Source organism: Streptomyces sp. NPDC086989 (genome assembly GCF_044745505.1).
Lineage (GTDB): Bacteria > Actinomycetota > Actinomycetes > Streptomycetales > Streptomycetaceae > Streptomyces.
Window position 1 is genome coordinate 346,048 of the sequence record NZ_JBIVAL010000005.1, and the last position, 20,565, is coordinate 366,612.

The 20,565-nt window shown below is 73.7% G+C and carries 19 protein-coding genes; 10 read left to right on the forward strand and 9 right to left on the reverse strand.

All coding sequences use genetic code 11. The annotated features are described in order from the left end of the window. The first annotated feature begins 349 nt into the window (after nt 1–349). Nucleotides 350–946, forward strand: coding sequence for a universal stress protein (locus ACIPK4_RS14340; RefSeq protein ID WP_402312473.1), 597 nt, complete (start codon nt 350–352; stop codon nt 944–946). Here ACIPK4_RS14340 and ACIPK4_RS14345 read toward each other — a convergent pair. The 5 genes from ACIPK4_RS14345 to ACIPK4_RS14365 form a co-directional block, all read right to left on the reverse strand. Beyond that, nucleotides 916–1,707, reverse strand: coding sequence for an aminotransferase class IV (locus tag ACIPK4_RS14345; protein WP_402312475.1), 792 nt, complete (start codon nt 1,705–1,707; stop codon nt 916–918). The genes ACIPK4_RS14340 and ACIPK4_RS14345 overlap by 31 nt on opposite strands. Nucleotides 1,708–1,793: 86 nt before the next feature. Beyond that, nucleotides 1,794–3,251: a chloride channel protein gene (locus ACIPK4_RS14350; protein WP_402312477.1), complete on the reverse strand. Its 1,458-nt coding sequence runs from the start codon at nt 3,249–3,251 to the stop codon at nt 1,794–1,796. A 58-nt stretch (nt 3,252–3,309) separates the two neighbouring features. Next, nucleotides 3,310–3,594 (reverse strand): SHOCT domain-containing protein, encoded by a 285-nt coding sequence (locus ACIPK4_RS14355; RefSeq protein ID WP_402312480.1) that lies wholly within the window; start codon nt 3,592–3,594, stop codon nt 3,310–3,312. 56 nt (nt 3,595–3,650) lie between these two features. After that, nucleotides 3,651–4,124, reverse strand: coding sequence for a DUF6325 family protein (locus ACIPK4_RS14360; RefSeq protein WP_402312483.1), 474 nt, complete (start codon nt 4,122–4,124; stop codon nt 3,651–3,653). 183 nt (nt 4,125–4,307) lie between these two features. After that, nucleotides 4,308–5,003 carry a GAP family protein gene (locus ACIPK4_RS14365; protein WP_402312486.1) on the reverse strand — a complete coding sequence of 232 codons (696 nt, stop codon included), beginning with the start codon at nt 5,001–5,003 and terminating at the stop codon, nt 4,308–4,310. Nucleotides 5,004–5,098: 95 nt separating this feature from the next. Between ACIPK4_RS14365 and ACIPK4_RS14370 the strand changes: the two genes are divergently transcribed. The 3 genes from ACIPK4_RS14370 (at nt 5,099) to ACIPK4_RS14380 (ending at nt 9,386) form a co-directional block, all read left to right on the forward strand. Continuing rightward, nucleotides 5,099–6,160 carry a YhjD/YihY/BrkB family envelope integrity protein gene (locus ACIPK4_RS14370; RefSeq protein WP_402312488.1) on the forward strand — a complete coding sequence of 354 codons (1,062 nt, stop codon included), beginning with the start codon at nt 5,099–5,101 and terminating at the stop codon, nt 6,158–6,160. 97 nt (nt 6,161–6,257) lie between these two features. Further along, nucleotides 6,258–7,679 carry a DUF2252 domain-containing protein gene (locus ACIPK4_RS14375; RefSeq protein WP_402312491.1) on the forward strand — a complete coding sequence of 474 codons (1,422 nt, stop codon included), beginning with the start codon at nt 6,258–6,260 and terminating at the stop codon, nt 7,677–7,679. Between the two features lie 78 nt (nt 7,680–7,757). After that, nucleotides 7,758–9,386 (forward strand): MFS transporter, encoded by a 1,629-nt coding sequence (locus ACIPK4_RS14380; protein WP_402312493.1) that lies wholly within the window; start codon nt 7,758–7,760, stop codon nt 9,384–9,386. Nucleotides 9,387–9,396: 10 nt separating this feature from the next. Here the strand turns inward: ACIPK4_RS14380 and ACIPK4_RS14385 are convergent, their stop codons facing one another. Continuing rightward, a complete protein-coding gene (locus ACIPK4_RS14385; RefSeq protein WP_402312496.1) occupies nt 9,397–10,728 on the reverse strand; it encodes a hypothetical protein in 1,332 nt (443 codons plus the stop codon). A 159-nt stretch (nt 10,729–10,887) separates the two neighbouring features. Here ACIPK4_RS14385 and ACIPK4_RS14390 point away from each other — a divergent pair, with 159 nt between their 5' ends. Beyond that, complete coding sequence (locus ACIPK4_RS14390; protein ID WP_054221918.1) at nt 10,888–11,286, forward strand: SHOCT domain-containing protein; 399 nt, start codon at nt 10,888–10,890, stop codon at nt 11,284–11,286. Nucleotides 11,287–11,472: 186 nt separating this feature from the next. Here ACIPK4_RS14390 and ACIPK4_RS14395 read toward each other — a convergent pair whose 3' ends face one another. The 3 genes from ACIPK4_RS14395 to ACIPK4_RS14405 form a co-directional block, all read right to left on the reverse strand. Then, the gene (locus ACIPK4_RS14395) at nt 11,473–12,486 is read right to left on the reverse strand and encodes a TolB-like translocation protein (RefSeq protein ID WP_402312498.1); all 1,014 of its coding nucleotides are present in this window, start codon (nt 12,484–12,486) and stop codon (nt 11,473–11,475) included. Continuing rightward, a complete protein-coding gene (locus tag ACIPK4_RS14400; RefSeq protein ID WP_402312500.1) occupies nt 12,483–13,862 on the reverse strand; it encodes an MFS transporter in 1,380 nt (459 codons plus the stop codon). The genes ACIPK4_RS14395 and ACIPK4_RS14400 overlap by 4 nt, the downstream gene beginning before the upstream one ends. A gap of 132 nt (nt 13,863–13,994) precedes the next feature. Further along, nucleotides 13,995–14,858, reverse strand: coding sequence for a glycosyltransferase family 2 protein (locus ACIPK4_RS14405; RefSeq protein WP_402312503.1), 864 nt, complete (start codon nt 14,856–14,858; stop codon nt 13,995–13,997). A 409-nt stretch (nt 14,859–15,267) separates the two neighbouring features. On the opposite strand from ACIPK4_RS14405, the gene ACIPK4_RS14410 reads away from it, so the two are divergent. The 5 genes from ACIPK4_RS14410 to ACIPK4_RS14430 all read left to right on the forward strand — a co-directional run bounded on the left by ACIPK4_RS14410 (nt 15,268) and on the right by ACIPK4_RS14430 (nt 20,554). Continuing rightward, entirely contained in the window at nt 15,268–16,392 is a 1,125-nt protein-coding gene (locus ACIPK4_RS14410) for a Gfo/Idh/MocA family protein (RefSeq protein ID WP_402312506.1), read from the forward strand. A gap of 124 nt (nt 16,393–16,516) precedes the next feature. Further along, entirely contained in the window at nt 16,517–17,503 is a 987-nt protein-coding gene (locus ACIPK4_RS14415; RefSeq protein ID WP_402312509.1) for an NAD-dependent epimerase/dehydratase family protein, read from the forward strand. Beyond that, a complete protein-coding gene (locus ACIPK4_RS14420) occupies nt 17,500–18,672 on the forward strand; it encodes a DegT/DnrJ/EryC1/StrS family aminotransferase (protein ID WP_402312512.1) in 1,173 nt (390 codons plus the stop codon). Before ACIPK4_RS14415 ends, ACIPK4_RS14420 begins: the two co-directional genes overlap by 4 nt. Beyond that, complete coding sequence (locus tag ACIPK4_RS14425) at nt 18,669–19,442, forward strand: NeuD/PglB/VioB family sugar acetyltransferase (RefSeq protein WP_402312515.1); 774 nt, start codon at nt 18,669–18,671, stop codon at nt 19,440–19,442. Before ACIPK4_RS14420 ends, ACIPK4_RS14425 begins: the two co-directional genes overlap by 4 nt. Further along, nucleotides 19,439–20,554 carry a DegT/DnrJ/EryC1/StrS family aminotransferase gene (locus tag ACIPK4_RS14430; protein ID WP_402312518.1) on the forward strand — a complete coding sequence of 372 codons (1,116 nt, stop codon included), beginning with the start codon at nt 19,439–19,441 and terminating at the stop codon, nt 20,552–20,554. The genes ACIPK4_RS14425 and ACIPK4_RS14430 overlap by 4 nt, the downstream gene beginning before the upstream one ends. The last annotated feature ends 11 nt before the right edge of the window (nt 20,555–20,565 follow it).

The window sequence follows — 20,565 nt, forward strand, 5'->3', positions numbered from 1 at the left end:
GCCCCGACCCTAATGGGCGGCTCTGCCGTCGATCCCGGTCGGTGACCCAGGAGAACGCGTCCGCCCAGGCCGCGGCCGGGGGCGTCACGTCCACGGGCCGGTCGAGGTCCCGGCCGGTGAAGCCGGCCGCCTCGTACACTGCGTAGCCCGTGATCCTCGAACCGGGCCGTCCCGTCCCCGTACGGCCGGGGCCGGCCGCTCCGCCGCGGGCCGTGGCCCCGAGGCCGGCGGCATCAGGAGCCCGTCAGGGTTCGTGCGCCCGGCATCAGAGGACCGTCAGCGCGGCCGCCCGGGCCCCCGCGCCACCGTTCCATGGAGGCCCGGGTGAACAGAGCAGGAAGGCGGAACGGTGCCAGGACGAATCGTGGCGGGCACGTGCGGGTCCCTCGGCAGCCTCACGGCATTGCACCGGGCACGGGCCGAGGCGCGCGCACGCGAAGCCGAGCTGTGGGTCGTACTGGCCTGGCAGCCGCCGCTGGACGGCCCGGGCGCCCGGCGCGGCACGGGCGGTACGCCGCTGCTCGCCGCCACCAGGGACGCGGCGGTGGCGCGGCTGCAGGACGTGCTGGACGGCGCCTTCGGCACGGGCGCGCCCGGAGTGACGCTCACCGGACTGGCCGTCCGGGGCACTCCGGGCGCCGCGCTGCTGGAGGCGGTCCGCGACGCCGACGACCTGCTCGTCGTCGGTACGGGCGCGCGGCCGCCGCTGCTCCGGGTCCTGCGGCCCTCGGTGGCCCGGTACTGCCTGGCCCACGCCCCCTGCCCGGTCCTTGCCGTGCCGCCCAGCCCGCTCCGGGCCGATCTCGACGCCGTACGCCGGCGCATCGCGTGGCACAGGCCGCTCGACACCACGGGTCTGCCGTCCCCCGCACCACACCGGCCCGGTCCTCCGCGTTCCTCCCCGGCGCCGGCTCCCTACAGGCGGTCCGGCGGAACGGCGGCATAGGCCTCGCGCAGCGCGCCGACCACCGGGTCGTCCGTCCGGAACACGATGTCGTCGACCGCCGCCACCGCCCGCACACCGATGCCGGTGCTCGTCGCGAACGCCGCCCGCATGGAACGCAGTCGGCCGTCCGTCACGGGGGCGCTGACATGCCCGTCCCCGCCGGCCCGGAGCAGCCGCATCGTGATCCCGGGAAGCACCGGGGCCTGCGGCCAGACCACGGTCCCGGCTTCGTCGACGAATCCGATGTTCCACGTGCAGCCCTCGGAGACCAGCCCGTCCACCCCGGTGAACAGCACGTCGTCGAACCCGGCGAGCCGGGCCGCGCGCCGCAGCCGCAACTGCCCGAACAACGCCACGTGTTTCACCGACGGTGCCTCGCGGTGGAAGGCCAGCCGTTGCACGCGCAGCGCGGGCAGGGGCAGCCGGCCGGCACCCGGCGCGGGCCGGGTCGTCACCAGTACGCACGGCCGTCCCGCGCGGTCCGGAGCCGTAAGGTCCAGCTCCGGGTCGAAGACCGTGACGCGCACCATGAACGTCCCGGGCCGCCCCCCGGCTTCCCTGCGTACGCACTCCCGCACCCACTCGGGATCCAGCTCCGCCCCGAACACCGCACGGCAGTCGTCGGCCAGTCGGGCGAGGTGCAGGGCCAGCCCCCGCACCGCCCCGTCCTCCACCGCCATGGTGGTGAAATGGCCGTAGTTGGTCAGTGCGAGGGCCTGCAGGGCCGCGAGGGGGGCGGGGGAGCCGTTCAGAGTCGCCATACCCGCAGTCTGCACGCCCCGGACCGGCACGGCCCCCGTCGGTGGCGGTTCGTGCCGCACGGGGACGGCCGCGGCAGTCGCGGCGGCTACGCGGCAGGCGGGGCGGGGGTTGCGGGAGGATCGGGGGCGGCCGTCCGGGGCATGCGGCCGATCGGCGGGACCGCGGGGCCGGCCGGGAGGAGCCCGGAGATCACGAACGCGACGACGGAGGACAGGATCGCCACCGGCATCGTCGCGGTGCTCCCGAGCACCAGGACCACCAGCAGCACGCTGCTGACCGGCAGTCGCAGCGCGGCCGTGGTCGTGGCGGCCAGTCCGGCGGCCAGTCCGGCGCCGACGCCCAGTCCGGGCAGGGGTGAGAGGAGGACGCCCGCCGCCGCGCCGAGGAACAGCGACGGGAAGATGGGGCCGCCGCGCAGGCTGCCCAGGCACAGCGAGAAGGCGGCGCCCTTGCACAGCAGGACGGCGATCAGCGCGCCCACGCCCCAGGCGTGCGGATCCTTGGCCAGTTCGGCCAGCGTGGCCTGGCCCGACGAGGCGACGTCCACGGGTGAACGGCCGGTGCCCAGGGTGTAGGCGGCGGCGCACACACCCGCGGCGATCCCGCAGAGGGCCGTCATCGTGAGGGGCCGTCGGGCGACCCGGACGGCGGTCATCCGTCCCCCGCGCTGGACGAGGGTCATGGCGGCGCCGAGGACCGCGCCGATGAGGATCCCCCACACCACGTCACCGGCGTCCAGGCGGGGGAAGTCCGTGCCGGACTTCAGTGCCAGAGTGCCGGTCCCCAGGCCGGTCCACCGGCCGAAGCCGGTGAAGACGAGCGATCCTATGCCGCTCGCGAGCAGCGCGGGCAGCATGATGGCGAACAGCTGGAGCCCCCCCACGCCCGCCACCTCCATGAGCAGGATCGCGGCGATCAGCGGGTTCCCGAAGATGGCGGAGATCGCTGCTGCGGATCCGGCCGCGCCCAGCAGCGCCGTGCTCATCGGTGTCTCCGGAGTGCCGGTGAGGTGCCGGAAGGCTATCGCCAGGCCGCCGCCCAGCGCGATGAGCGGGGCCTCGGGGCCGAGGGTGGCGCCGAGCGGGAGACTGAACGCGGCCGCGAGCACCACTCCGGGCAGGGCGGCGGCCGTGGCACCGCCCGGATGCAGACCGGAGGCGGGGACGTGCCCGCCCGCCCCGGGGAACCGGGTGACGATCTGCCCCACGCAGATGCCCGAGACGAGCAGCAGCGGCAGCGGCAGCCACCAGGGCGGGGAGTCGTGGCCGAGGGCGTGCGGGAGGTCCGTCCACACCAGGCGCTGCAACTGCTGGAGACCGGCGAGGAACCAGAAGGCGGCCAGCGAGACCGGGATGCCTATGAGCCCGCAGAACAGCAGCGTCTTCAGGTATCCGGGAGTCCTGAGCAGCTCGCGGAGCTTCTGGGCCTCGCTGGGCTGCGCCGCTCCGGCCGGGCCGCCCGGGGCGGCGCCCGCGGAGGCGCCCGGGGGCGTGCCGGGCCGGCCGGGTTGCGGAGGCGGGCTCGGCTGCGTCGGCTGCGTCATGGGGCCGTTCCTTCCCGTCCCCCGTCCCTCACCGGTGCGTCCGGCGCCGGGTACTCGGTCAGCCGAGGAGCCGGCGCTTCTGTTCGGCGAACTCCTCCTCGGTCAGCACGCCCTGGTCCTTCAGGGTGCTGAGCTGCTTGAGCTGGTCGATCTTGGCGGTCATGTCGTCCGCGGCCGCGGCCGGGGCCGGTGCGGGCGGCGGCGGGGGAGGGGCCGCGACCGGCTGGGCGGCCTCCTGCTGGGCCCACCGGCCGGCCTGCCGCCGGGACACCCGGTTGGACACGGCGGTGGCGGTGCCGGCGACGACGGCGGTACGGGCGACTCCGCGAAGAAGTCCGGGCATGGTGCTCATCTCCAGGGTGTGGCGAAGGAGGTGCGGGAACGGGACTGCGGCCGTCCTCACGCGTCGGCGGGCGGTTCCTCCATGGCGTCCAGCGACGCGAGCAGCGCCTGGACCGGAATCCGGCCGGCCGCCACGAGCTGGGCGCCCCCGCGCCGCAGTTCACGGGCGAACGGCGCCGCCCACGTGTTCTCGTACACGATGATCCCCGCCGAGTTCCCCGGCTCCAGGGCGACGCCGGCTTCGTCGATGTCGCTCTGGTCCAGCAGACCGGACGAAGCCCCCTCGAAGACCGAGAGGTCGACCTCCGAGCCGAAGTCCTGGAGCTCGACCGCCGTCACCGTGCCGTCCAGGTCCTTGCGGACGAAGATCAGGTCGAAGATCCGGATGATGCCGCGGTCGACGAGATCGACGAGGAGGGGGAGTCCCCGGCCCGTCATCCGGTTGCCCGGGAACTCGATCACGACATAGTCCACGGGGCCCATGTCGTCGATGTCGCCGATCCCGAAGGATTCCTCGGCCTCGCTGCTCATGGCTTCTCCTGTCGGGCTGGGGAAGGAGGGACGTCGAGCCGGCCGCCGGTCCGCGGGTGCCGGGCTCCGGTGCACAGCAGCCGGAGCGGACATCACCTAAGCCCATTCCAGCACCGCGCCCGCGCGTTCGCACATCCGGAACCCCACCTGCCGGGACGGCTGACGGCCCGGCGGGCCGGACCGTCAGCCGCTCAGCTGGTAGAGGCTCTTGCCGGTCAGGTACAGGCCGAGCACCAGGCAGATGACGACGATCGCCTGCTGCGCGTGACCCTTCAGCCATCCGCGCAGGCGCAGCAGTCGGGCCTGGGCCATCTCGGGTGCGAACACGAGGTACAGCTCGGCGGCCAGCAGGCTGGCGGTCGCGAGCAGGCAGAAGCCGAAGAGGGCCGCGAACGTCGACGGCTGCGAGGCGTTCGCCTCCAGCACGGTCGTCGCACCGGCCGCCACCATCCCCCACGGCTGGACGAGCACGGCCAGTCCCGCCGCCGCCCAGACCGAACTCTCGTCCAGGCCCTTGGCCACCTCGTCGGCCCGCTCTTCGGGCGTGGCCGGGCCGGGGGGTGCCCCAGCGCCCGCCGGAGCCCCGTCGGCCCGCCGCATGAGGCGGCGGCGGTGCAACCCGTAGAACACGAGACCGATGCCGATGGCCAGCTTCGCGACGAGTCCCGCCACGCCGGGCGGGGAACGCGGCGGCAGGGGCTCACCGCCGGTCAGCAGGAGGACGGCGGCGATCACCGCGACGAAGCAGGCCAGCCAGGCCAGAATGAAGGCGAGGCCCTTCCACACGCCCCTGGCGGAGGACACCACGAGCGCGAACCCCATCAGAGGCAGCGGATCGAGGGTGATGGCCAGCGCGATCAGCATGAGGTCGAGAACCATGGCGCCCCCAGCGTGTGACGACGTACGACGTCGACCCTACGCAGGGAACCCCTCCCCGACACCTTTTCCCCTCCGTCCGCCGACGGCGGTTCGAGATGCCGCGCACCGCGGCATCCTCCAACCTGGACGCACACGAAGGAGAGACCCATGGCGACGACTGCACCGCCGGCGCTGTCATGGGTGTCCGGCCGTCCGCCCCCTTCGCCTTCCCCTTTCCCTTCCCCTTGCTCGCCGGTGCGCTGATGGCGTCCCGCAGGCGCGCGCGCGACGCCACGCATCCTTCGTGGTGGCGGACCCGGTCCCGTGAGGCGTCCGAGCGGGCCCGGCGCCTCCAGCGCGAGGCGGAGGCCCGCTTCCCCGTGATCACCCACGTGGCGGAGCGGATGGTGGAGGTGAACATCTTCGACTCCGCGACGCGGCTGGCCGCGCAGTGCTTCCTGACCGCCGTGCCGCTGGTCATCGTCGTCGCGTCGTTCGCCCCGAAGCCCGTCCAGGACCAACTGGCCGCATCCGTGCGCGCGGTGTTCGGGCTCAGCGGCGACACGAGCAAACAGCTCGACGACGTCTTCGGCGGCGCCGACACCGGCTTCCAGAACGCGGTGGGCCTGGTGGGCGCCCTGATGGTGCTGCTGTCCGCGACCGCCGTCAGCCGCGCCATGCAGCGGCTGTGCAAGCGCGCCTGGGAGATTCCCCGGTCGGGGGTCCACATCGCGATCTGGCGCTGGGTCGCCTGGATCGGCGTCTGGCTCTGCGTGCTGGTGCTGCTGGGACCGGTGCGGGAGGGGTTCGGCCTCGGACTGTGGCTGGGCGTGCCCCTCACCTTCGTCTTCCTGTCGCTGGCGTGGTGGTGGTCCCAGCACCTCCTGCTCGGCGGTCTGGTCGGCTGGCTCCCCCTGCTGCCGGGAGCAGTGCTCACCGCCTTCGGCTCCACCGCCCTGTCGCTCGTCGCCCGCTTCTACATGCCGCGCGCCCTGGAGCGCGCGCTGAGCGACTACGGGTCGGCCGGCTCGGTATTCGTCCTGCTGTCCTGGCTGATCGTGGTGTGCGTGGCCATCGCCATCGGCGTCACGACGGGCGCCGTCCTCGCTCAGGAGCCCTTCCTGGCCCGGCGGCTGGACAGCCCGGTTCCCAAGCGGCTGCGGGCGGAACAAGGCTGAGGTGTCCGGCTCCGGCGCCGTGCCGCACCGTACGGCGCCACCGGGCTGGGAGTGCCATGCTGGGCACCGGGGGCCCGAGCGCCCCGGAGGTGCAGCGATGGCGACACATGCCGCAGGCGGGGAGAACGGCACCCGCAGGCTGTCCGTGGAGGAGCGGGCCGAAGCGGGCCGCGCCGCCCGGCGCAGGACACCACGCTCCCGGAACGCCGAGTTCGAGCCGCCCGCAGACCGGCCCGATCCCCTGGACGTCCTCGAAGGCCAGTCGGCCGACCGGGTGCCGGAGCTGGTGCCGATCCGCTACGGGCGGATGGTGGAATCTCCGTTCCGCTTCTACCGGGGCGCCGCCGCCGTCATGGCCGGTGACCTGGCGAACACCCCCGACTCGGGCCTGCGGGTCCAACTGTGCGGCGACGCACACATGTTGAACTACGGGCTGCTCGGCTCCCCGGAGCGCAACCTGCTGTTCGACATCAACGACTTCGACGAGACGCTGCCCGGGCCGTGGGAATGGGACGTCAAACGGCTGGCCGTGAGCCTGGCCGTGGCGGGCAGGGAGAACGGCTTCAGCGACACCGAGCGCGCCGAGATCGTCCGGTCCACAGGCAGGTCCTACCGCGAGCAGATGCGCCGCTACGCCGGCATGAGCCACCTCGACGTCTGGTACGCGCGCATCGACGCGGAGCAGCTCCGCGCGCTCGCGGACAGCGAACTGCGCTCGCGCGGCCGCAAGCAGGTCGCCGAATCCCTGGCGAAGGCACGCGGACGCGACAGCCTCCAGGCCGCCGGGAAACTCACCGAGGTGGTCGACGGCGAACGCCGGTTCCGGTCGACGCCGCCGCTGGTCGAGCCGCTCTGGGCGATGCTGCCGGACGCGGAGCGCAGCACCCTGGAGGACCAGATCCGCGACATGGTCGACCACTACGGGCAGACCCTTCCGTCGGACCGGCGGTTCCTGCTGCGCCGGTTCACCCTCGTCGACGTGGCGCGCAAGGTGGTCGGCGTCGGCAGCGTGGGGACCCGGTGCTGGATCCTGCTGCTCGTGGGGCGCGACAGTGACGACCCGTTGATCCTCCAGGCCAAGGAGGCCGGCGAGTCGGTCCTCGCCCCGTACGCCGGCGCCGGCGAGTACTCCATGCAGGGCGAACGGGTCGTGGCCGGGCAGCGCCTGATGCAGGCGGCCAGTGACATCTTCCTGGGCTGGTACCGCGCGCAGGGCATCGACGGCCGCGAGCGGGACTTCTACGTCCGGCAGCTGCGGGACTGGAAGGGGAGCGTCGAGCCGGCGCTCATGGTGCCGCGCGGCATGCGGACGTACGGGGAGATCTGCGCCGCCACCCTGGCCCGCGCCCACGCCCGCTCCGGGGACCGGATCGCCATCGCCGCCTATCTGGGCGGCGGCGACGTGTTCGACCGGGCCCTGGTGCGGTTCGCGGAAGCCTATGCCGACGGCAACGAGCGCGACCACCGGGCGCTGGCGGACGCGGTGGCCGCGGGCCGGGTGGCCGCGCAGTCGGCGTGAGCGTGTCCGCGGCGCCAGTCGGCTGACCTGGACGGCGAGCCGACACGTGGTCCTCCGGAGCCGTGGGAGGCTCCGTCCATGACAGCCGAGGCACACCCGACACCCGCGGCCGGGGAGGCGAAGGACGCACGGCTCGTCCTGCTGACCCTGGCGGCCGGACAGTTCCTGATGGCCCTGGACAGCTCCGTCATGAACGTCTCGATCGCGACGGTGGCGGAGGACATCGGCACCACCGTCACCGGCCTGCAAGGCGCGATCACGGCCTACACGCTGGTCATGGCGATGCTGATGATCAGCGGTGGCAAGGTCGGCGCGCTCGTCGGCCGCAGACGCGCCTTCATGATCGGCTGCGTCGTCTACGGGTGCGGATCCCTCACCACGTCACTCGCCCCGAACCTCACCGTCCTGCTGCTGGGCTGGTCGTTCCTGGAGGGCGTGGGCGCGGCCCTGATCATGCCGGCGATCGTGGCGCTCGTCGCCTCCAACTTCGCCGTGGAGCGCAGGCCGGCCGCCTACGGGCTGGTCGCCGCCGCGGGAGCGGTGGCGATCGCGCTGGGACCGCTCATCGGCGGCGTGGCGACCACGTTCTTCTCCTGGCGCTGGGTGTTCGCCGGCGAGGTCGTGGTCGTGCTGGCCATCCTGCTGTTCGGCCGCCGGGTCGCCGACGCGCCCCCCGGCCCCCGACCGCACATCGACGTCCTGGGCGCGATCGTGTCCGCGCTGGGCATCGGGCTGTTCGTCTTCGCCGTGCTGCGCACGAGCGAATGGGGCTGGTTCCGCCCCAAGGCCGGCGCGCCGGCCTGGTTCAACCTCTCGCCGGTCGTCTGGCTGATGATGGCCGGCCTCCTCCTCGTCTGGCTGTTCTTCCGCTGGGAGCGGCGCCTGGCGGCACGCGGTGCCGAACCGCTGGTGGACCCGGACCTCGGGGGCAACCGGCAGCTCACCGGCGGCCTGACGATGTTCTTCTTCCAGTACCTCGTACAGATGGGCGTCTTCTTCGTCGTCCCGCTCTACCTGTCCGTCGCGCTGGGCCTGTCCGCCGTCAAGACGGGCCTGCTGATCCTGCCGCTGTCCGTCTCCCTGCTGGCCGCCGCGATCGGGATCCCCCGGTTCCGCCCCGACGCCTCACCGCGGCGCGTGGTGCGGACCGGGATCCTGCTGATGTTCGCGGGCGCGGTCGTGCTGCTGGCCAGCCTGGACGAGGACTCCGGGGCGGGCGTCGTCACCGTGCCGCTGCTGCTGATCGGACTGGGGATGGGGGCGCTGGCCTCCCAGCTCGGGGCGGTCACCGTCTCGGCGGTCCCGGACGAGCAGAGCGCCGAGATCGGCGGCATCCAGAACACCGTCACCAACCTCGGCGCCTCGATCGGCACGGCGGTCGCCGGGTCCATCCTCATCACCGTGCTGACCTCGTCGTTCCTCACGGCCATCGAGCAGAGCCCGGCGGTCCCCGCCGAGGTCAAGAGCCAGGCGAACGTCCAACTCGTGGGGGGAGCGCCCTTCCTGTCGGACGCCCAGCTCACCGAGGCGCTCGACGAGGCGGGTGTCGAATCCGGGGCGGCCCAGGCCGCACTCGACGCGAACGCCACCGCCCGGATCGACGGTCTGCGCGCCTCCCTCGGGATCCTCGCCCTGGCCGCGCTGCTGGCGCTCTTCTTCACCCAGCGCATCCCCGCGGCGCAGCCGGGGGCCGCGCGGCGGCCCTGACCGCGGTGGGCTACGGGTGATTCGGGGGGCTCGGGGGGCTCGGGGGGCCGCCCACGGTGGGGGTAGCCGGCTGCGCGAGCCCGGGATCCTCGGCGATGAAGTCCATCACCGCGAAGGCGAAGAGGAGCACGAGGGCGAGCCCCACGACGACCCAGCCCGTCGGGTACGGCCACAGGACGTAGGCCAGGACCGCGGCCGCCACCAGGATCCACGTGATCCAGGTGCGGTGGCGGCCCACGAAAGCGCCGACCGGGCCCGTACGCAGGCCCGCCCGGTCGGCCGCGGCCCGGGTGGCCGCGATGCCGGAGTGCCACATCTGGCGGACCACCGTGGCGTGCCGTCCCGGCCCCGAGAGCCAGGCGGCCAGTGCGAGCACCACGCCGAGGACCACGACCATGCGGACCGTGGTGCGCAAGAGCTTGATCATCGCGTCGTAGACGGCGCCGGCCGCCGGCTGGGACACGGTGTCGGGGAGCGCGTTGAGGTACACCGTGCGGAACACGGTCAGCGCGATCCCCAGGACGAGGGCCGCGACCGCGAAACCGAGGGCCGCCGCGACCAGGGTGCGCCGGCGGTGGACGGAGAGCAGGACACCGACGGCCGCGAGTACGACGGCGATGACCGGCAGCCACAGGCCCATGATCTCCAGCAGCCGGAAACCGGTCTTGACCCGGCCGATGTCGTCCGACTTGAGCACGGTGAAGTCGGTGTGGACCTCGGGAATCTTGGCGGCCACGCCGAGCCCGGCGTCCACCAGCTTGGTCTTCACCTGGTCGATCACGGGAGCGAGGTCGAGGGTCACCGAGTCGTTCTTGATCTGCACGGCTCCCTCGTCGCTGCCGGTCAGGGCGCGGACGAGTGAGGTGTGGACCGTGCGGTTCGCGTTCGTCCAGATGGTCTCGAAGGCGTTCGACTGGACGACGTCCAGTGCCTTCTCGTGCACGAAGCTGCGGACCGCGCCCTCCAGCCCGTTGCCCAGCTTCCCCAGTGCCTTCTGCAGCAGCGGCTTGTCTTCCGGCGCCACGCCCTCCAGCAGGTTGGGCAGGTCGATGTGCTCCATGACCGCGCCGGTGACCCGGTTCGCGGCGGCGGCCTGCACATCGGGGTTGGACGCCAGCGGGGCCACGGTGGTCACGTACCGGTCGGTGTCGCCCACGACGCTGGACGTCCAGGCCGCGACGATGCCCAGCGGGGCCAGGACACAGCCGATGATGATCAGCAGCGCGGACAGGAACGCGCGCAGCCGGTGCCAGCGTGGCAGGCGTTGCGAGGCCTGCGCCTCGAGCGTGGCGACCCGAGCCCGCAGCGCGGCGAGCTCGCCCTGGTTTTCGTCGTCCGGCATACAGCCCTCCTACGGGTCGTACCCAGGGGACCGCGGCCCGGGGGACCGGGCGAGCCGGGGCGGGCCGACCGGGTGAGGGGACCCGCTCGACGTGCGGAGGGCGGTGAGCGGGCCAATACTGCTGATCGCGGGCATTCGGCCCGCCGCAAGGAGGCATCCATGGACGACTACCCCGCACTCTCCGTGTTCTGGTCCATGCTCTGGTTCTTTCTGTGGATCATGTGGCTGTTCCTGCTGTTCAAGATCATCACGGATATCTTCCGTGACCATGAGATGAGCGGCTGGGGCAAGGCGGGCTGGCTGATCTTCGTGATCGTGCTGCCCTTCCTGGGAGTGCTCGTCTACGTCATCGCCCGCGGCAAGGGCATGACCCAGCGGGACGTGAAGGCCGCCAAGCAGAGCGAGGCCGCGTTCCAGGACTACATCCGCCAGACGGCGGGCACCGCCCCGGCCGGTGGAGCGGGCGCGGACGAACTGGCCAAGCTCGCCGACCTGAAGGCCCGCGGCGTGCTCAGCGAGGAAGAGTTCCAGCAGGCCAAGACGAAGCTCCTGACCTGACCCGGCGGGCGCGCCCGGTGGTGGTCTCCGAGCCGGTCCGCACGTTGCGGACCGGCGGGAGGCCGCGGTCGGCGCGCCGCGTGCAGCGGGCCCGGGGTCCCGGACCGGCCGGGCGCGTACCGGACGAGGGCCGGCTCCGGGGTGCGGCGCCGGGGTGCCTGCGGCTCTTCCGCCGTGGTCCGGCGGTCAGCCGAGGCGGGTCGGGGAGGAGGCCGCCGGGGTCAGGATGCGGGGAGCCCCCGATCCGTCCGCGGGGACCGTCCAGAGGTCGGTGGTGTCCGGCGCGCCCTCGGTGGGCAGGGCGTAGGCCACCGTGCGGTCGTCGAGCCACAGGGCCTGGTCGTCCACGCTGCGCTTCTCTGAGAGCGGCTGCTCCCGCAGCGTCCTCAGGTCCAGGACGTGCTCGCGCCACAGCGAAGCGCCGCGCATGACGCGCTTCTTGTACGCGACCCGGGTCTCGTCCGGGGACAGGGACGGGCACTCCACGTTCCGGGCGAGGGTGGTGACGGTGCGGCGCGAGAGCGAGCCCTTCACCAGGTACGTCTGACCGGCGGTCCCGAGCGTGGCGTAGAAGGTGTCGTCGTCCTTGGAGAAGGTGACGCCCCAGAAGTTCACGTCCCCCGAGCTGTAGGGGCGGTCGTCCAACGCGATGGAGAACTTCTCCAGGTCCGGTTCGACGGCCCAGGTACGGGTGTCGACGATCGTCGTACGGGTGGAGAAGAACGCGGCGCCGTAGGACTCGCCGGCCACGAACACCGTCCAGGCGGCGAAGTGGCCGGTCGGCGAGACCCGGGCCCGCGAGGGGGTCCCGGCGAGCGGGAAGCCGTGCAGGGTGCGCAGATCGGCGTCGACGATCAGGGCCTTGTTGTCCTGGGCGAGCGCCCCGGGGCTGGAGTTCAGGCACACGCCGGTCCCGGCGGCCGCGTGGAAGCGCTGACAGGTGAGTCCCGAGGCGGTCCGGCCGCCCTCGGGGTCCTGCCCCGGGACCGATACGAGGGCCCCGCGGTGCGGCCCCTTCGCGCCGTTGAGGAAGGCCAGCCGGTCCTGCGGCCCGAGCGTGACCCGGCCCGCGGCGACCGTCGGGTCGCCCTCCCGCGTCTGCTCGGCGCGGGCGGCGGCGCGCAGCACCAGGGCGGCGGCGAGGCCCCCGAGGAGCAGCACGGCCACGGCGAGTACGAGCAGCCGGCGTGAGCGGGTCATCGGGTTCCTCGCGGGAGTCGGGCCGGGTCCGGAGCGGAGCCCGGGGCCGCCGGGCGGAGTACGAGGCCTGCGACGGCCGCGCAGCAGCACAGGCCGGCCGCTGCGGCGGCGAGCGCCGGACCGGCGCCCCAGAGCGTCCAGGCGGCGCCGAAGGCGAGCGAGCAGCCGAAGCGGGCGAGCGCCTGGCCGGTGCCGACGAGGGCGATGCCGGTGGCCCGCAGTTGCGCGGGCACGGTCGCCCCGACGGCCGCCGGCAGCACCCCGTCGGTGGCGGCGTAGAACACGCCGTGCAGGACGAGGACCAGCCACGGCAGGGCGGGCCAGTGCGGGGCCCAGAGCAGCAGCCCGTACCCGGCCAGCAGGAGGGCGTGCCCGGTGAGGAACACGGTCCGGCGGCCGATCCTGTCGGCCAGGGCGCCGGCCGGCACGGCCAGCAGCAGGAAGACGGCGGCGGTGCCGAGGGGGAGCAGCGGGAACCACTGCTCGCGGATGCCGCTGCGGTCCTGGAGCAGCAGGTAGAGGAAGGCGTCGCTGACGGTGGTCAGGCCCAGCAGTACGGCGCAGACCGCCAGGGCGCGCAGCCGGGGCAGCCGCAGCAGGGCGAGCGCTTCGCGCACGTTCACCGCGTCGGGCTTCACCGTGTGGGGCTTCACCGTGTGGGGCTTCCCGGCGTCGGGCTTCACCGCGGCTGCCTTCGCCGGACCGGACTCCGGGCCGGTCGGGCCCGGGGCCGCGCCCGACGGGACGAACAGCACGAGCACCACGACGCCGAGCACGGCTATGCAGGCGCTGACTCCGAACACGGCGTCGTATCCGCCCACTGCCGCATTCAGGATGAAGAAGGCGGCGAGCGGGCCGAGCAGGGCCCCGGTCGTGTCCATGGCGCGGTGCACCCCGAACGCCCGGCCCTGTGACTCGGCAGGTGTGGACAGGGAGATGAGTGCGTCGCGCGGTGCGGTGCGCAGGCCCTTGCCGGTGCGTTCCAGGGCGAGGACCACACCCACCGGTCCGAGACTGTGCGCGAGCAGCAGCAGCGGTTTGCACAGGGCGGACAGGCCGTAGCCGATCCCGGCGATCAGCTTGTGGTTGCGGACCCGGTCGGCGAGGTGCCCGCCGGTCAGCTGCACGAGCGCGCTCACCCCGTTGTAGACGCCGTCGAGCGCACCGAAGCCGAGCGGGCTCAGCCCCAGGCCGGCGACCAGGTACAGCGGCAGCACGGCGGTGACCATCTCGGAGGAGACGTCGGTGACCAGGCTGACCGCGCCGAGCGCGAGAACGGTCGAGGCGACCGCGGGGGCCCGGCCGGGCCCGCCGTCCGGTGCGGTCTGCGCGCCCGCGGGCGCGGGCGCGGGCGCGGAGCGGTCGGCGAGGTACATGCTTCCGAACTCCCGGTGCCGGCGGTCTGAAGTCAGTCGAACGTACGGGTGGAACTCTGATGGTGGTACGGGCCAACTGGGCTGCGTAAGCCCCGATCCGGCGGCATGCAGCACGCGGCAGCTCGGCGCCGTTCAGCCCTGCCGGCTGCTCTCGTCGCGGAGCCATGTGGAGAAGTCCCCGCTGCGGACGGCCCTGCGGGCACCCCGGCGGGCGGCGAGGGCCGCGACGACGAACACCACGACTCCGGGCAGCAGGCTCGGCCGGGCCAGCAGCAGGGCGCGCAGATCGCCCGTCCCGGTCCGGGCGGAGGGGGCCGCCGATGCGCCCGCCCCGCCGGATGCCTGGAAGCGCTCCAGCTCGGCGGACGAGGTCGCCGCCCTGACCCGCCGCCTGATCAGGTCCGCCCAGGTGCGCGGCGGATGCACCACGACCCGGGCCGCCTCGACCACGCGCCGCTCCTGCGGGGCGAACGCGAGGGACGCCGCCAGGTCGTCGGCCATCAGCGGGGGCAGGGCGGCGATCCGCGCGTGCCCCCGCTCGGTCACCGCGATGACCCCCCGCCCGAACAGGCCCTCGCGGACGGCCGGGAGCCGCTGCCAGACCCGGTAGTACGCGCGGACCGGCCAGGCGGACCCGGAGAGGGGGATGTCGCGCCCGGGGGCGGCGGCGAGGAGGCCGGGACCGGAGACCAGGGCCCCGGCCAGCGCCCGTACGTCCGCCGCCCCGAACTCGACGTCGGCGTCCACGTACAGCCGGGGGAAGCCCCGCGCGTGTTCGTCCCCGACCCGCAGTGCCGTGTGTTTGGAGGGAGTCGGTATCTCCACCACCCGGACGCGGGGGCCCCGCGCGCCCGCCACCGCGGCGGTGTCGTCCGTACAGCCGTTGCAGACCACGACGATGTCGGGCCCGGATTCCGGGGCGCCGGCGAGGAGCGCGTCGAGGAGTCGGCCGATGACCCGGCCCTCGTTGTGCGCCGGGATCACGATGCTGGTCACCCCGGAAGTATGCACGCTCGAACACCCGCGCCGACCGTTTCCTCCAACTCCCCCCGGGGGTAGTCCCGGTGGTCTAGATTGAACGCAGCCGACCGGATTCGGCGTGCTTCGGCGACGCTGCAATCCAACCGGAGCTAGGCAGTTGAGGTGTGTGCGGGTGCGGTGGCCTGTGGGGAACAGGCCGCGCGCCCGTGGCCGGACCGGCGCGAGGGGCGCCGGGCGGCCGGGGGGCGGAAAGTACGTCGAAACACGTAGGCATCGGTTGTGGGGGGCCATCACCGTTGGGCGGGCATGCACGGATCGCGCACGCGATCCGGCCGGCCGTCGGCGGCACCCCCTTCCTTCGCACGCGTCCCCGCCATGGGTTGCCGACACGCCCGAGGGCGTGCGTGGAAGGAAGGGGAACGCTGTGAACGACACCGGCAAGGACACCGCGAAGGACACCGTGAAATTCGCGGGGCGCGCCGCAGGGGCCGCGAGCCCGGGGCGGATGGAGCCGTTAGGCGTCGCCGTCGTCGGCGCGGGCTACTGGGGGCCCAATCTCGTCCGCAACTTCCAGTCGAGTCCGGAGTTCCGGCTCCGCTGGCTCTGTGATCTGAACATCGACCGGGCCCGGAAGGTGCTCGGCGGATACTCCACCGTGCAGGCGACCTCCGACTACACGGCGGTCCTGGCCGACCCGGCCGTCGAGGCCGTCGCCGTGGCGACCCCGGCCGGCACCCACCTCGACGTGGCGCTGGCCGCACTGCGGGCCGGCAAGCACGTCCTCGTGGAGAAGCCCCTCGCCGCCACGTACGAGGACGGCCTGCGCCTGGTGACCGAGGCGGAGTCGCGCGGTCTCACCCTCATGTGCGACCACACCTACTGCTACACCCCGGCCGTCGGCCGCATCCGCGAGATGGTCCGCGCCGGCGACCTCGGCGAGATCCAGTTCTTCGACTCCGTCAGGATCAACCTGGGGCTCGTCCAGAAGGACGTCGACGTCCTGTGGGACCTGGCCCCCCACGACCTCTCGGTCCTCGACTTCATCCTCCCGGAGAACGTCCGGCCCGTCGCCGTCGCCGCGCACGGGGCCGACCCGATCGGTGCCGGCCAGTCCTGCGTCGCCTACCTGACGCTCACGCTCAACACCGGCGCCATCGCGCACGTGCACGTCAACTGGCTGTCCCCGGTCAAGGTCCGCACCACGATGGTCGGCGGCTCCAAGCGCACTCTCGTGTGGGACGACCTCAACCCCACCCAGCGCATCGCGGTGTTCGACCGCGGGGTGGACATGACCGCTCCGCAGGAGATCGGCGCGGACGAGCGCCGCGACATGCTCGTCTCCTACCGCAGCGGCGACATGGTGGCGCCCGCGCTCGGCGAGAAGGAGGCCCTGCGCAGCATGGTCGAGGAGTTCGCCGCCGCCGTCCGGACGCGCCGGCCGGCGCTGACCGACGGCCGCTCGGGACTCCAGGTCCTCGACATCCTCGAAGCGGCCTCCCGCAGCCTGGAGTTCCGGGGCGCGGTCGTCGGACTGCGCACCGGCCGTTGACCGTTCGCGCAGCCGCGGGCGCTACCGCCCGCCCGGCCGATCCCGGCACCACCGCGCCCGCAGCCGCGCACACCGCGCCGGGCGCAGCAGGACACACCACGACCGACTCAGTAGGGGCAGGGCGTTGAGCAGCGTACGAGGCAAGAGGATTCTGGTCACCGGAGGGGCGGGCACGATCGGCTCGCACGTGGTCGACCTGCTGGTGGACAACGGGGCCCGCGAGATCGTGGTGCTCGACAACTTCGTGCGGGGGCGCGCCGCGAACCTGGCCCGCGCCCTGCAGAGCGGCGTGGTCGACGTCGTCGACGGCGACATCCGTGACACGTCCGCCGTCCGCAAGGCGACCGAGGGCGCCGACCTGGTGTTCCACCTGGCCGCCATCCGGATCACCCAGTGTGCGGAGGAGCCCCGGCTGGCGAACGAGGTACTGGTCGACGGCACGTTCAACGTGCTGGAGGCGGCGGTCGCCGCCGGAGTGGGCAAGGTCGTCGCCTCGTCCTCGGCCTCCGTCTACGGCCTCGCCGAGACCTTCCCCACCACCGAGCGCCACCACCCGTACAACAACGACACCTTCTACGGGGCGGCGAAGGCCTTCAACGAAGGCGTGCTGCGCAGCTTCCACGCCATGTACGGGCTGGACTACATCGCCCTGCGCTACTTCAACGTGTACGGGCCCCGCATGGACATCCACGGGCTGTACACCGAGGTGCTCATCCGCTGGATGGAACGGATCACCGCGGGCGAACCGCCGCTGATCCTCGGCGACGGCACCCAGACCATGGACTTCGCCGACGTCAGGGACATCGCGCGGGCCAACCTGCTCGCCGCCGAATCCGACCTGACCGACGAGGTGTTCAACGTCGCCAGCGGGTCCGAGACCAGCCTGCGCGACCTGGCCGTCGGACTGCTGGAGGCCATGGGCGCCGAAGGCATGGTGCCGGAACACGGACCGGCCCGAGCCGTGAACGGCGTCACCCGGCGCCTCGCCGACACCTCACGGGCCACGGAGCGCCTCGGCTTCACCACCGAGATCGACATGCGCCGCGGTCTGCGGGACCTGGTCGACTGGTGGCGGGCCGAGCGCGCGGCGGACGCGGAGGCCGCCCGATGAGCACGCCGCACCCGGCCGGGGCCCCGGGGCCCACGGCCGGCCGCATCCCCGTCATGGTCCCCTGGCTCGGCGAGGAGGAGGCGAGGGCGGCCGCCGACGCGGTGCTCTCCGGCTGGGTCGCCCAGGGCCCCCGCGTAGCCGCGTTCGAGCGGGCCTTCGCGGCACGGGTGGGCGCCGAGCACGGCATCGCCGTGAGCTCGTGCACCACCGCCCTGCACCTGGCGCTGATCGCTCTGCACCTCGGGCCCGGCGACGAGGTGGTCGTACCCTCGCTGTCCTTCATCGCCACCGCCAACGCGGTGCGCTACGTCGGCGCGCACCCGGTGTTCGCCGACGTCGAGGAGGCCACCGGGAACCTGACCCCCGACACCGTGGACGCCGTGCGCACACCGCGGACCAGGGCCGTCCTCGCCGTCCACCAGGGCGGCGTGCCGGCGGACGTGCACGCCCTGCGGGCGGCCTGCGCCGACTGGGGCGTCCCCCTCGTCGAGGACGCGGCCTGCGGGATCGGCGCGACCGTGGGCGGCAAGTCCGTCGGTCACGGAGCCCTGCTGGCCGCCTGGTCCTTCCACCCCCGCAAGGTGATCACCACCGGCGAGGGCGGCATGGTGACCACGGACGACGCCGAGTGGGCCGAGCGCCTGCGCCGGCTGCGCGAGCACGGCATGAACGTGTCCGCGGCGCAGCGGCACGCCAGCAGCAAGCCGATCGCCGAGGCCTACCTGGAGGTCGGCTACAACTACCGGATGACCGACATCCAGGCCGCGGTCGGCCTGGTGCAGCTCGGCAAACTGGACGCGATCGTGGCCCGCCGCCGCGAACTCGCCGCACGCTACGAGCAGTTGCTCGCCGACATCCCCGGCCTGCGCCCGGTCCGCGACCCCGGTCACGGCGAGGGCAACTTCCAGTCGTACTGGGTGCTGCTGACCGGGGACCACCCCGTCGGCCGGGACGAGCTCCTCGCGGTGCTGGCCGAGGCCGGCATCTCGGCCCGGCGCGGGATCATGGCCTCGCACCTGGAACCGGCCTACGCCGGGCACGCGGCGGCGCCGCTGCCCGTGACTGAGCGGATCAGCCGCGACTCGCTGATCCTGCCGCTGTTCCACACGATGACGCACGACCAGCAGGACCGCGTGGTCGCGGTGCTGCGCGCACGGGCGGCCCGATGACCGCCCCGGACGGCCCGCCGCCCCGCGAGCTCCTGATCGTCGGCGCGGGCGGATTCGCCCGCGAGACCGCCCAGGCCGTACGGGACGCGGCCGCCGCCGACCTGGCGCGCGGCCGCGCCCCGCGGTGGCGGCTCGCCGGTCACCTGGACGACGACCCGGCCCTGCACGGCCGGGACGTCGACGGGGTGCCGGTGCTCGGCGGCAGCGACCTGGTGCACCGGCGGCCCCACACCGGGGTCGTGGTCTGCGTGGGCAGCCCGCGCGACTACGCGGTACGGGCCCGCCTGGTCCGGCGCCTGGCCCTGCCCGAGCGCCGGTACGCGACCGTGGTCCACCCGACGGCCGCGGTCTCCGCGTCCTCGGTGCTCGGCGCGGGCTCCGTCCTGCTCGCGCACTGCGTCCTGACCGCGGCCGTACGGGTGGGGGCCCACGTCGCGGTGATGCCGCACGCGGTCCTCACCCACGACGACACGGTCGGGGACTTCGCCACGCTCGCCTCGGGGGTCCGCCTCGGCGGCGGGGTGCGGCTGGGGCGGGGTGCGTACGTGGGCGCGGGCGCCCTCGTACGGGAGTACACGACGGTCGGCGCCTGGTCGCTGACCGGTATGGGAAGCACGGTCCTGGCCGACGTGCCGCCCGGCGAGGTGTGGGCCGGAAGCCCGGCCCGCCGGCTGCGCGAGGCGGGGGGCCCGGCGCTCGACGAGCTGCGGGCCGATGGCGAGCACAGCGGCCGCAGGCCGCAGACACCGATGGGGAGCACAGCCGGATGAACCAGATACCGCTCGTGGACCTGAAGGCCGCGCACGCCGAGGTCGCCCAGGAGATACGCGAAGGATTCGACCGGGTGCTGGCCGACACCGCCTTCATCGGCGGTGAGGAGGTCCGTGCCTTCGAGCGCGAGTACGCCGACTTCGCCGGCGTCGGCCACTGCGTCGGCGTGGCCAACGGCACCGACGCACTCGAACTCGCCCTGCGCGCAAGCGGGGTGGGCGTCGGTGACGAGGTGGTGCTGCCCGCCAACACGTTCATCGCCACCGCCGGGGCCGTCGCCCGCATCGGCGCCCGGCCGGTCCTCGTCGACTGCCTCCCGGACACCCTGCTCATGGACCCGCAGGCCGCACTGGACGCCGTCGGCAAGGCCACGCGCGCCGTGGTCCCGGTCCACCTCTACGGGCAGTGCGCCGCGGCGGCGGAGCTGGCCGCGCAGCTGCCCGGACACGTCAAGGTCGTCGAGGACGGCGCGCAGAGCCAGGGCGCCACCCGCGCCGGCCGCACTCCCGGCAGCGGCGGGATCGCCGCCACCAGCTTCTACCCGGGCAAGAACCTGGGCGCGTACGGCGACGCGGGCGCGGTCGTGACCGACGACGAGGAGACGGCCGGCCTCGTGCGCGCCCTGGCCAACCACGGTGGCACCGCCAAGTACCGGCACGACGTCGCCGGGTTCAACAGCCGGCTCGACGGCCTCCAGGCCGTCGTACTGCGCGCCAAACTCGCCCGCCTCGCCGACGGCAACGCAGCCCGCCGCACCGCAGCCGCCCGCTACGACGGACTGCTGGGCGACCTGGCGGCCGCCGGACGCCTGACCCTGCCGGTCACGGCGCAGGACAACGTCCACGTATGGCACCTCTACGTCGTCCGGGTCGGCGACGCCGACCGCGACGCCGTCGTCGGCAAGCTCAACGCGGAAGGCATCGGGGCCGGGGTGCACTACCCGGCCCCGGTCCACCTCACCCCGGCCTTCGGCCACCTGGGCCACGGCCGCGGGGACTTCCCCCACGCCGAGCAGGCCGCGGACCGGATGCTCTCCCTCCCGCTCTTCCCGCAGATCACCGCCGCCCAACAGGAGCGGGTCGTGGACGCCCTCGCCGCCGCCCTGCTCTGACGCAGAACAAA

Coding starts and splice junctions, on each gene's coding strand:
- ACIPK4_RS14365 (WP_402312486.1), bottom strand. CDS start 5,003: ATGGTTCTCGACCTCATGCTGATCGCGCTGGCCATCACCCTCGATCCG.
- ACIPK4_RS14370 (WP_402312488.1), top strand. CDS start 5,099: ATGCCGCGCACCGCGGCATCCTCCAACCTGGACGCACACGAAGGAGAG.
- ACIPK4_RS14380 (WP_402312493.1), top strand. CDS start 7,758: ATGACAGCCGAGGCACACCCGACACCCGCGGCCGGGGAGGCGAAGGAC.
- ACIPK4_RS14345 (WP_402312475.1), bottom strand. CDS start 1,707: ATGGCGACTCTGAACGGCTCCCCCGCCCCCCTCGCGGCCCTGCAGGCC.
- ACIPK4_RS14400 (WP_402312500.1), bottom strand. CDS start 13,862: ATGTACCTCGCCGACCGCTCCGCGCCCGCGCCCGCGCCCGCGGGCGCG.
- ACIPK4_RS14390 (WP_054221918.1), top strand. CDS start 10,888: ATGGACGACTACCCCGCACTCTCCGTGTTCTGGTCCATGCTCTGGTTC.
- ACIPK4_RS14355 (WP_402312480.1), bottom strand. CDS start 3,594: ATGCCCGGACTTCTTCGCGGAGTCGCCCGTACCGCCGTCGTCGCCGGC.
- ACIPK4_RS14420 (WP_402312512.1), top strand. CDS start 17,500: ATGAGCACGCCGCACCCGGCCGGGGCCCCGGGGCCCACGGCCGGCCGC.
- ACIPK4_RS14360 (WP_402312483.1), bottom strand. CDS start 4,124: ATGAGCAGCGAGGCCGAGGAATCCTTCGGGATCGGCGACATCGACGAC.
- ACIPK4_RS14375 (WP_402312491.1), top strand. CDS start 6,258: ATGGCGACACATGCCGCAGGCGGGGAGAACGGCACCCGCAGGCTGTCC.
- ACIPK4_RS14385 (WP_402312496.1), bottom strand. CDS start 10,728: ATGCCGGACGACGAAAACCAGGGCGAGCTCGCCGCGCTGCGGGCTCGG.
- ACIPK4_RS14395 (WP_402312498.1), bottom strand. CDS start 12,486: ATGACCCGCTCACGCCGGCTGCTCGTACTCGCCGTGGCCGTGCTGCTC.
- ACIPK4_RS14425 (WP_402312515.1), top strand. CDS start 18,669: ATGACCGCCCCGGACGGCCCGCCGCCCCGCGAGCTCCTGATCGTCGGC.
- ACIPK4_RS14350 (WP_402312477.1), bottom strand. CDS start 3,251: ATGACGCAGCCGACGCAGCCGAGCCCGCCTCCGCAACCCGGCCGGCCC.
- ACIPK4_RS14430 (WP_402312518.1), top strand. CDS start 19,439: ATGAACCAGATACCGCTCGTGGACCTGAAGGCCGCGCACGCCGAGGTC.